The organism is Streptomyces sp. NPDC102437 (assembly GCF_044765565.1).
GTDB lineage: Bacteria > Actinomycetota > Actinomycetes > Streptomycetales > Streptomycetaceae > Streptomyces.
This window is the reverse complement of the sequence record NZ_JBIWKI010000095.1, coordinates 1-9,145: the sequence shown is the minus strand read 5'-3', so window position 1 is coordinate 9,145 and position 9,145 is coordinate 1. Positions and strand designations below refer to the sequence as shown.

Sequence of the window (9,145 nt, the reverse complement as noted above, 5' to 3'; positions counted from 1 at the left end):
GGCGGCCATCGCCAGGGTGATGTGCCGGTACCAGGCGCGGTAGAGACGGACCTGGTAGTGGTCCAGGCCGCATTCGCCCTTGGCGATCTGGAAGCCCGGTCAGCCCAGGTGCTGACATCCGGCCGCAGCCACGGCGAGACGTCCACGGCCAGCACCAGCCTGCCGTCCGCGGCATCGCCCGCCTCCACGACCTCGCCTCGACCGGGGAGGGGAGCCATGCCCACAACTGATGAGGAGCGCGGCTGAGATCAATTGCGGGAGAGGCCTGAAGAGTTGACGGATTCACGCGTGGCTCAAGCGGTGGACATGTCACTCAGTGTGTTTTCATGTGCAGCATGAAAAGGAGGCGTCGATGAGTACCACTCGATTCTCCGCGTTCGTCGGGGTCGTCTGCGTGGCCGTTCTCTGTGTCGGCTGCGGCTCGCAGGCGGAGGAGCAGCCGAAGGCCGCCGCGCCGACCGCCGACAGCCCGTCGCCGTCGGCACCCGCGGCGCCGACCGCCGACCCGCACGTGGTGCCGGGTTCGGTCCTGAAGACCTATCTGCCGACCAACCGCACCCTGCCCGAGGGGTGGAAGGTTTCCACCGTGTTCGAGGAGCACGACAGCGGCCCGAAGCCGGTGCCGCCGTCCGCCGGTCCCAGCCCGACGGTGAACTTCGGCTGCGACCAGCTGGTCCGGAGCGGTACGGAGGCGGCCCTCGGTGGCTGGGGCGCGTACGCCAACCTGGGGGTCACCGACCCGTCCGCCCATGAGGTCGGGATCATGGTGCGCGCCTACTCCACCGGCCGGGCGTCGGAGGTGTTCGGCCGGCTGAGGTCGCTGGAAGGTGTCTGCGGAACGACCTACGAGCCCAATTCGGCGGGGCTGTTGAACAACCCGGTCACGATCACCGTCAGCGCCGTCGACGGTGTCGGGGACGAGGGCGTGCGCGTCACGATCGACCGGAAGGCGTACGTCGGCCTGGATCTCGTCGTCATGCGAGTCGGTGACCGGCTGCTGTCCGTGACCTCCGACAACGACGGCGGGAAGTTCGCCGACGTCATGGCACTGACGAAGGCCATCGCACCCCGGGTGAAGTGAATCGCGTCTTCGTTACTGACGTTGAACTCGGGATGTCGTGCTGCTGATCAGGCAGGGCTGATGGTCAGGCCGGTTTCGGCGAGGCAGCCGTCTATGAGGTGGCTGCGGTACTGGATGTGTCGTAGGCCGCGTCGGATGCGCTGGACGAGGTGTTCGGGAGTGCTGAAGGCGACGTTGGAGAGCCAGCCGCGGCGCAGGAGGGGCCAGATGCCTTCGACGGGGTTGAGGTCGGGTGCGTAGGGCGGCAGGCAGTAGATGGTCAGCCAGTCCCGGGAGGCGGCGAACTCCCGTAGTCCGGCGGCCTTGTGGACGTTGAGGTTGTCCCAGACCAGCACGATCGGGCCGCCGAGCTGCTGGTGGGCTGCGATCAGCAGGTCCCGGTAGTCACGCCAGGAAAAGCTCTTGCGCCCGTCACGGTTGCCGTCGTCGCGGCGAGGGCGGTAGATCAGCCGTGACCGGTGGCCTGGTTTGTAGCAGGTCAGAGCCGCGATGGATATCCGTCTGCGGGAGTGGCCGCGGACCCGGACCACCGGGGTCCGGCCGCGTGGCGACCATGTCTTTGCGTGCGGCGGCGTCATGGAGAATCCGGCTTCGTCCTCGAAGACGAGCCAGGCTCCACGGGCCGCCGCGAGCCTTCCGCGCGGGGCCACACCTCCTTGACCCACCCCGCGAGGGTAGCCACACCCAGCACCCCTGGGCGACCCAACCCTACGAATGGCTCGATCAACCCGATCAAGACGGTAGAACCGTCTGAGGATTGGTGCAAAGGGCGTCTGCCAGGACGGTCGGCAGCGCTCTTCTTCCGGTCGGTCGCTGCGCTTCCCGGCCGTGTGGGGCGCGCAGTGAACCCGACGGCGGCGGTCTCAGCACCGCATGTCTGTTCAGGTCCGCGCATGCCCGAGTCTGTTTACATTGCCGACCTGTCGGCGTAATGTCTCCGCGGAGCCACACAGTCGGGCATGGAACGGATCTAAAACAACATGTATGCACCGGAGCGACAGCAAGTAATCCTCCGCCTCGCCCGTGAGTGCGGCCGGGTCGACGTGCTGTCCCTGGCTGAGGAGTTTCAGGTCACCGCCGAGACTGTGCGACGTGATCTGAAAGCCCTCGACCGGGCCGGGCTGCTGCGGCGTGTCCATGGCGGTGCGATCCCGGCCGGGCGACTCGACTTCGAGCCCCCTCTGGCCGAGCGCGATGCGGTGGCCACCGACGAGAAGGAGCGCATCGCGGCCGCCGCTCTCGGCGAAATCCCCATCGACGGCAGCGTGATCATCGACGCGGGCAGCACGGCTGCACGGCTAGCCGCGGCCATCCCGCTCGACTCCCATCTCACCGTGGTCACCCATGCGCTGCCGGTCGCCGCCCGGCTCGCCGACCACCCCGGCATCGCGCTGCATCTCGTCGGCGGCCGGGTCCGGCACCGTACACGCGCCGCCGTCGATGCCTGGGCGTTGAATGCCTACAGTGAGATCAATGCCGACGTCGTCTTCCTCGCCACCAACGGCTTCTCGCCGAAGGGCGGTCTGACCACGCCCGACCTGGCCGAGGCGGCCGTCAAGCGCGCCATGATCTCCGCCGCCCGCCGGGTCGTGCTCCTGGCCGACTCCGCCAAGTTCGGCCAGGAGCACTTCGCCCGCTTCGGCGATCTCGCGCAGGTCGACCTGCTCATCACCGACACCCGACTCGACTCCGACGACGCCCTCGCCATTGAGAGCCGGGGCACGGAAGTAGTGCGCGCATGATCCTCACCGTGACTCCCAACCCAAGCCTTGACCGTACGTACGAGCTGCCTGGGCTGACCCGCGGAGCCGTGCTGCGCGCCACGTACGACCGAATCGACCCCGGAGGCAAGGGCATCAACGTCTCGCGCGCGGTCGCGGCAGCCGGCCACCCTACGATCGCTGTCGCGCCGCTCGGCGGGCCTGAGGGCGCGCTGCTTGCCCAACTGCTCGGGGAGCACGGTATCGAGGCGGTCGGAGTACCGATCGTCGCCAGCACGCGCATCAACGTCACACTCGTCGAACCCGATGGAACGCTCACCAAGGTCAACGCGGTAGGCCCGGAGATCACCATGGCTGAGGCAGAGGCCCTGCTGGATGCCGTATGGACCCGGTCGGCGGCCACCGGCTGGATCGCCTGCTGCGGCAGTCTGCCGCGGGGGCTGCCCCCGCAGTGGTATGCCGAGCTGGTGGCCCGGAGCCACAGCGCAGGGGCCCGGATCGCCCTCGACACCTCCGGCGCGGCGCTGACCGCGGCACTTCGGGAGCGCCCCGATGTGATCAAGCCGAACGCGGAGGAGCTCGCCGAGGCCGTCAGTCGCCCGCTGGCAACGGTGGGCGATGCGGTGAAGGCGGCGGAGGAGCTGCGCGAGCGGGGTGCCGGGTCCGTTCTGGCCAGTCTCGGGGCCGACGGTCAGCTGCTGGTCGACCGTACGGGAACGTACTTCGGCAGCGCCCGGGTGGACACCGTCCGCAGCAACGTCGGAGCGGGCGACGCCTCCCTGGCGGGCTTCCTCACCGCTGGCGGAAGAGGCCCGGCCGCGCTCGCCGCGGCGGTCGCCCACGGTGCGGCGGCCGTGCAGTTGCCGGGCAGTGTCATGCCGACCCCTGCGGATCTCGACCTGGCGGCGGTCACCACGACCACCGATGTCCCCCTCGACCGCCCCCTTGCAGAGCCGGCTTCATGACTGCAATGCGTCCGCGACCCGTTCAGTACCGACCCGAGTGTCCCCCCGAACCGCCCACCAGACGGTCCACAAGCAAGGAGCCCCGCGATGAGTGAACTGATCACCGCGGAACTGGTCGATCTCGATCTGTCCGCCGCGACGAAGCACGAAGCCGCCCGGTCGCTCGCTGAGCGAATGGTCGCCGAGGGCCGCGTCACCGACCTCGACGGCTTCCTCGCCGACGTCGCCGCCCGCGAGGCACAGATGCCGACCGGTCTGGACGGCGGCATCGGCATCCCGCACTGCCGCAGCGAGCATGTCACCATGCCTACGCTCGCGTTCGGCCACAGCGACCGGGGTATCGACTTCGGTGCGGCGGACGGCCCCGCCGATCTGATCTTCCTGATAGCAGCGCCGGCAGGGGCCGACGATGACCACCTCACCATCCTGTCCGCCCTGGCACGGCGGCTGATGGACCCGGACTTCACGGGCTCCCTGCGCGCGGAGCGCGACCCCGGCGCGGCCGCGGCCCTGATCCGCGGCAAGGAGGCCGTTCCGTCCGGACCGGATCCGGACGCCTCACCCGCGGACGGCGCAGCAGCGAACGGCCCTGCGGACAGCGCTGCACCGGACGACGAACCCTTCCGGATCGTCGCCGTCACGTCATGTCCGACTGGCATCGCGCACACCTACATGGCCGCCGAGTCGCTGGCAGCCGCAGCCCGCGCCGAAGGTGTGGTGCTCGACGTCGAAACGCAGGGCTCAGCCGGATTCGAGAGGCTCGATCCAGGGCTCATCGACGCTGCCGACGCGGTCATCTGGGCGCATGACGTCGAGGTGCGCGACAAGGCACGGTTCAACGGCAAGCCCGTCGTCGACACCGGGGTCAAGGCAGGGATCAACCGACCTGCCGAGCTGATCGCCGAAGCCAGGCGCAAAGCGGAGCGAGGCGAGGTCGGCACGGTCGCGGGCGGCGCCCATGACCAGAACGACGGAGCCGCGACCGGTGGCGACTCCGCACACTTCGGCATCCGGTTGCGGACCTACCTGATGTCCGGCGTCAGTTACATGGTGCCCTTCGTCGCCGCAGGCGGCCTCCTCATCGCGTTGTCGTTCGCCATCGGTGGATACGAGATTGCCGGCGCCAAGTCCGTTGCGGACCACTTCGTCTGGGGAGAGGCCGACAGCTGGGCCGCTCTGCTCAACCAGATCGGGACAGCCGCATTCGCCTTCCTGGTGCCGGTGCTGGCCGGGTACATCGCCTACGGCATGGCGGACCGGCCCGCACTCGTCCCCGGGTTCGTCGGCGGTGCCATCGCGCTCACCATCAACGCGGGCTTCCTCGGCGGGCTCGCAGCGGGTCTGCTGGCCGGTGCGGCAGTGATGGCGATCCAACGAGTGGAGGTCCATCCCACACTGCGCGGCATCATGCCGGTGCTGGTGATTCCTCTGCTCGCCTCGGTGGTCGTCGGCCTCCTGATGTTCATCGTCGTCGGCAAGCCGATCGCCTCGCTCCAACGAGCTCTGACTGATGGTCTCAACGGGCTCTCCGGCTCCAACGCGATCATTCTCGGCATCGTCCTCGGCCTGATGATGTGCTTCGACATGGGCGGGCCGCTCAACAAAGTGGCATACGCCTTCGCGGTCGGGGGCCTGGCAGACCCGACGCCCGGCAGCCTCAAGGTGATGGCTGCGGTGATGGCGGCCGGCATGGTGCCGCCGCTGGCCATGGCGCTCGCAACCACCGTGCGCGGCAGGCTGTTCAGCAAGACCGAGCAGGAGAACGGCAGGGCGGCCTGGGTCCTGGGTGCGTCCTTCATCAGCGAGGGCGCGATCCCGTTCGCGGCCGCTGATCCCCTCCGGGTGATCCCGTCGGTGATGGCCGGCGGCGCGGTGACCGGTGCGCTGTCGATGGCGTTCGGTTGCACACTGCGCGCCCCGCACGGTGGCATCTTCGTGGTGCCGCTCATCGGCAATCCGTTCCTCTACCTGCTGGCCATCGCCGCCGGTACGGTGGTTGCGAGCGCCCTGGTTGTCCTCCTCAAGGGGATGCGCAGGACCACGGAGGGGCCGGCCCCGGCGAGCGAAGAGCCCAAGGTTTCCGTCGCCGCCTGACGGACTTCCCTGCAACCCCGCTGTCCCATCACCACACAGGAGAATTCACCATGCACCAGCGCACTGTCGTCATAGGTACCCGCAGCGGTCTGCATGCCCGCCCGGCCTCGTTGTTCGTGAAGGAAGCGACCCGGCAGCGGGTCAAGGTGACCATCGGCCGGGACGGCCAGAGTGCGGTCGATGCCCGGAGTCTGCTCTCCGTGCTCGCCCTCGGGGCCCAGCACGGCGATTCGGTGGTGCTGGCAGCAGAGGGCGACGGCGCGGAAGCCGCGGTCGAGGAGCTGGCAGAGTTCCTCGCCCGCGATCTCGATGCCACGGCGTGAGGTCAGCGGCCCCCGTCGTCCCCCGAGTGCGTAACGGCTCGGGGGACGGGGGGCAACGGCGCGCAGTTCTCCAGCGGACGGTCGTACGGCAGTCGCCGCGGCGAGCCGGGACTCCGCTTCGCTATTCGTTGTTCAGCCCGATATTGGGGTAGAACTTGCGCTGGTTGGACAGGGCCATCCCTTGGGGTGTGGTGATACCGCCGGTCGCACGTCCACGCGCGGCGAACGCCCGCGAGGAGATCGGGTTGGTGCCCTCGAGCCGGCACCAGTTCCGGTAGCTGTTGTAGAGCTGAGTCTGTTCGGCACGCATGGCAGGGTCCATGGTGCAGCAGTCGCGCAGAAACCGGCCCGCGTGGTCTTCGGTCTGCGCGTACGCGTCGGTGGCGATGCGTACCTGCGGGGGCCGTTCAGGTCGCGAGCGCCGTTCAGATAGCCGCGCGCTCCGGTCACGAGCTAGTGCAGAATGCCGGGCCCTTCTTCAGCGGCCAGGAAGCCGGCGAGATTGTCGACCTTCCGACTGTCCGTGAACATCCACTCGAACGGGATCAGTCTGACCCGGCGCCAGAACGCGTAGCCGCCCGGTGCCCACCTCGTGGCGGTGGTTGCCGAGCAGCCACAGTTTTGTGGATAGGGGCGAAACTGAAGAAGTCCTGCCACATCCTTCGGGCCTTGATCCGGTCTCCGTCGGTGAGTGACCTGACGCGGGACTCGTCGAAGCGGTCTCCGGGCCTCAGTTCGGACCAGACGATGAGGCGTCCGCCATGCAGCTCGGCAAGATCGGCGGGGTGCCTTTCGAAAGGCCGGGCCACATGATCGCCGCAGGTGGACCGCCGGGCGGGCGGGTGTTTCATGAGCGACCACTCATGAAACACCCGCCACTCCCGCTTTTGACTCCGACGTGGACATCGCTGCGCCAGGCTTGAGACGCTTCACAAAATCTATAGACCGGTCTATTCTCGAGTCATGGGTGGAAACAAGGGGGCCAGGACCAGCTCGCGACTGGCGGAATCGATGCTGGAACTGATCCAACGGCACGGCTACAGCGGCACGGGACTCAACACGGTGGTGGAGCACGCGGGCGCCCCGAAAGGGTCGCTCTACTTCCACTTCCCCCACGCTCTACTTCCACTTCCCCCAGGGGAAGGAGGCCCTCGGAGAGAAGGCCGTCGAGCTGGCGGCCGCGCGATTTGGCTCTCTCGACGCCGACTCGGCGCGAGGGTCGGCCACGCCGGGTGAGGCGGTACGCCGTGTGATCGACGAACTGGCCGGGATACTCAACGACAGCGGCTTCCAGCTGGGATGCCCGGTCTCGGTGGTGACACTGGAGATGAGTGCGCAGAGCGAACGTCTGCGAGACGCCTGCGCCCATGCCTTCGAGTCATGGATCGCGCCGGTAAGTGACCTGCTCAGTGCGCACGGCCGCCCTCGACCCGTCGCCCGGGCCCTGGCGACAGCGGTGGTCAGCATGGTGGAAGGAGCGGTGATCGTCTCGCGTGCCCGGCGGTCCACCGAGCCGCTGCACTGCGCCGCCCAGGCGATCGCCGTGCTGCTGGAACAGAGCTCGGAGGCTTCGGCATGAGCCCGGAGGACCGGCATGCACTGGTGCTGGGTGCGAGCGGCCTCATCGGGCGCCACCTGGTACTCGCGCTCGGCCAGGCCGGCGTTCGAGTCAGCACGGCCAGCCGGAGCCATGAGTCCTACCAGCGGCTGAACTCGGTGGCTGGCCGGGCGCGGGTACGACCAGGTCCCGACCGACCTCCGGGTCGACTTCGCCAAGGCGTCACTGATCGACGGCGAGTGCGACGACATCACCGAGATCTACAACTGCGCCGGCGCCTACCGGTTCGGCATGTCGGTGGATGAGGCGCGTCGCGCCAACGTTGACAGCGTCCGCGCGGTCGTCGCGTTCGCGGCTCGGCTGCCGAACCTGCGCCGCCTGTTCAGGTCTCCGGATACCGAGTGGGCGGGCAGGACGCCGCCCCGTGGAGCGAGGAGTATCGACAGGAGACCTACCGGGCCCTGGGCTCCTACGAGGCGTCCAGGGCCGAGGCGGACGCCGTCTTCCAGGACCTGGCAGCGCAGTCGGGCGTTTCCTGGTCCATCGTCAACCCGGCCAGCGTAATCGGCGACAGCGCAGCCCACCGCTTCGGCGACGCCCCCGCAGGTGACAGACGATTCACCAAGCTGGGCGGGATACGGACTTTCGAGGTCGGCAAGGCAGGCGCACCCACGGTGGTGCTGCCCGGTCTGCCGGTCAACGCCGACACCTGGGCTCCGGTCGTCACGGCGGTCGGGCACGCGCGCGCCGTCGACCTGCCGGGGCTGGGCATGAGCGCCGGACGCCGCGAGGACTGGCAGTCCTGGCTGACCGCGCTGGTCACCGAGACCGGTGCCCGTCACCTGGTGGGTCACTCCATCGGCGCCGCGGCCGCCGTCGACGCCGCGACCGCTCACCACGATGCGGTGGATCAACTCACGCTGGTGTCACCGTTCTTCCTGCAGGGGCACCCGCCCCGCACCGCCAGGCGGCCGGCCCTGACCCGCTGGTACCTGAGGCGGAAACCCCCGAAGCGCTGGCCGAGCGGCTGACCGGCGCCACGGGCCACGCGGCCGCGCTCCGGTCGGCTGTCGCGGATCTTCGCCGCGGCACCGTTGGGGCCACCGCCGCCGGGCTTCTGGCCGCCACGGCGAACCCGCAGTGGCGTGCCGACCTCCAGGCCAAGCTGCAGCACTACCCAGGGCGTGTCCACATCGTCCTGGGCTCCAACGATCCGCTCACCGTTGAGGGACAGTCGCTGCTGGACACTCTCCCGCACGCCACCGCGACAGTGGTTGCCAGCGCGGGGCACCATCCTCAGCTGACGCACTCAGAGGGCGTTTGATCTAGGCAAATTGCCCTTTCTGCCCTAGTAGGTTCCTCGCCAGGTGGGGGTGGTCTCGTCCGTTATGCGCTTGGCGAGG

At 68.8% G+C, this 9,145-nt stretch carries 11 protein-coding genes and 1 pseudogene; 10 read left to right on the top strand and 2 right to left on the bottom strand.

Annotated features, from left to right (window positions below; translation table 11 throughout):
- Together ACIRJP_RS41215 and ACIRJP_RS41210 are read left to right on the top strand one after the other, a co-directional pair.
- Positions 1-246 (top strand): hypothetical protein (locus ACIRJP_RS41215; RefSeq protein WP_404186181.1); only part of this gene is annotated, 246 nt, incomplete at its 5' end.
- 106 nt (positions 247-352) lie between these two features.
- Positions 353-1,081: a hypothetical protein gene (locus ACIRJP_RS41210; protein WP_404186177.1), complete on the top strand. Its 729-nt coding sequence runs from the start codon at positions 353-355 to the stop codon at positions 1,079-1,081.
- A gap of 47 nt (positions 1,082-1,128) precedes the next feature.
- On the opposite strand, the gene ACIRJP_RS41205 is transcribed toward ACIRJP_RS41210, so the two are convergent.
- Positions 1,129-1,659 (bottom strand): transposase, encoded by a 531-nt coding sequence (locus ACIRJP_RS41205; RefSeq protein WP_404186179.1) that lies wholly within the window; start codon positions 1,657-1,659, stop codon positions 1,129-1,131.
- A 402-nt stretch (positions 1,660-2,061) separates the two neighbouring features.
- Between ACIRJP_RS41205 and ACIRJP_RS41200 the strand changes: the two genes are divergently transcribed.
- The 4 genes from ACIRJP_RS41200 (at position 2,062) to ACIRJP_RS41185 (ending at position 6,184) form a co-directional block, all read left to right on the top strand.
- Complete coding sequence (locus tag ACIRJP_RS41200; protein ID WP_404186175.1) at positions 2,062-2,823, top strand: DeoR/GlpR family DNA-binding transcription regulator; 762 nt, start codon at positions 2,062-2,064, stop codon at positions 2,821-2,823.
- On the top strand, positions 2,820-3,767 hold the full coding sequence (pfkB, locus tag ACIRJP_RS41195) for a 1-phosphofructokinase (RefSeq protein ID WP_404186173.1): 948 nt from the start codon (positions 2,820-2,822) through the stop codon (positions 3,765-3,767). The genes ACIRJP_RS41200 and pfkB overlap by 4 nt, the downstream gene beginning before the upstream one ends.
- Before the next feature lie 87 nt (positions 3,768-3,854).
- Positions 3,855-5,861 carry a fructose-specific PTS transporter subunit EIIC gene (locus ACIRJP_RS41190; protein ID WP_404186172.1) on the top strand — a complete coding sequence of 669 codons (2,007 nt, stop codon included), beginning with the start codon at positions 3,855-3,857 and terminating at the stop codon, positions 5,859-5,861.
- 50 nt (positions 5,862-5,911) lie between these two features.
- Positions 5,912-6,184: an HPr family phosphocarrier protein gene (locus ACIRJP_RS41185; RefSeq protein WP_329814132.1), complete on the top strand. Its 273-nt coding sequence runs from the start codon at positions 5,912-5,914 to the stop codon at positions 6,182-6,184.
- A gap of 121 nt (positions 6,185-6,305) precedes the next feature.
- Here ACIRJP_RS41185 and ACIRJP_RS41180 read toward each other — a convergent pair.
- A pseudogene (locus tag ACIRJP_RS41180) lies at positions 6,306-6,993 on the bottom strand (phage/plasmid primase, P4 family); the annotation flags it as partial.
- Between the two features lie 154 nt (positions 6,994-7,147).
- Between ACIRJP_RS41180 and ACIRJP_RS41175 the strand changes: the two are divergent.
- The 4 genes from ACIRJP_RS41175 to ACIRJP_RS41160 all read left to right on the top strand — a co-directional run bounded on the left by ACIRJP_RS41175 (position 7,148) and on the right by ACIRJP_RS41160 (position 8,773).
- Positions 7,148-7,420, top strand: a complete 273-nt coding sequence (locus tag ACIRJP_RS41175; protein ID WP_404186169.1) for a TetR family transcriptional regulator — start codon at positions 7,148-7,150, stop codon at positions 7,418-7,420.
- Between the two features lie 13 nt (positions 7,421-7,433).
- Positions 7,434-7,763 carry a TetR family transcriptional regulator C-terminal domain-containing protein gene (locus ACIRJP_RS41170; RefSeq protein ID WP_404186167.1) on the top strand — a complete coding sequence of 110 codons (330 nt, stop codon included), beginning with the start codon at positions 7,434-7,436 and terminating at the stop codon, positions 7,761-7,763.
- Entirely contained in the window at positions 7,760-8,047 is a 288-nt protein-coding gene (locus ACIRJP_RS41165; RefSeq protein WP_404186165.1) for an NAD-dependent epimerase/dehydratase family protein, read from the top strand. Before ACIRJP_RS41170 ends, ACIRJP_RS41165 begins: the two co-directional genes overlap by 4 nt.
- A gap of 96 nt (positions 8,048-8,143) precedes the next feature.
- A complete protein-coding gene (locus ACIRJP_RS41160; RefSeq protein ID WP_404186163.1) occupies positions 8,144-8,773 on the top strand; it encodes an alpha/beta fold hydrolase in 630 nt (209 codons plus the stop codon).
- The last annotated feature ends 372 nt before the right edge of the window (positions 8,774-9,145 follow it).

Excerpts from the sequence above, each read along its gene's own strand:
- ACIRJP_RS41200 (WP_404186175.1), top strand. The coding sequence starts at position 2,062 with ATGTATGCACCGGAGCGACAGCAAGTAATCCTCCGCCTCGCCCGTGAG.
- ACIRJP_RS41205 (WP_404186179.1), bottom strand. The coding sequence starts at position 1,659 with ATGACGCCGCCGCACGCAAAGACATGGTCGCCACGCGGCCGGACCCCG.
- ACIRJP_RS41185 (WP_329814132.1), top strand. The coding sequence starts at position 5,912 with ATGCACCAGCGCACTGTCGTCATAGGTACCCGCAGCGGTCTGCATGCC.
- ACIRJP_RS41210 (WP_404186177.1), top strand. The coding sequence starts at position 353 with ATGAGTACCACTCGATTCTCCGCGTTCGTCGGGGTCGTCTGCGTGGCC.
- ACIRJP_RS41190 (WP_404186172.1), top strand. The coding sequence starts at position 3,855 with ATGAGTGAACTGATCACCGCGGAACTGGTCGATCTCGATCTGTCCGCC.
- pfkB (WP_404186173.1), top strand. The coding sequence starts at position 2,820 with ATGATCCTCACCGTGACTCCCAACCCAAGCCTTGACCGTACGTACGAG.
- ACIRJP_RS41175 (WP_404186169.1), top strand. The coding sequence starts at position 7,148 with ATGGGTGGAAACAAGGGGGCCAGGACCAGCTCGCGACTGGCGGAATCG.
- ACIRJP_RS41165 (WP_404186165.1), top strand. The coding sequence starts at position 7,760 with ATGAGCCCGGAGGACCGGCATGCACTGGTGCTGGGTGCGAGCGGCCTC.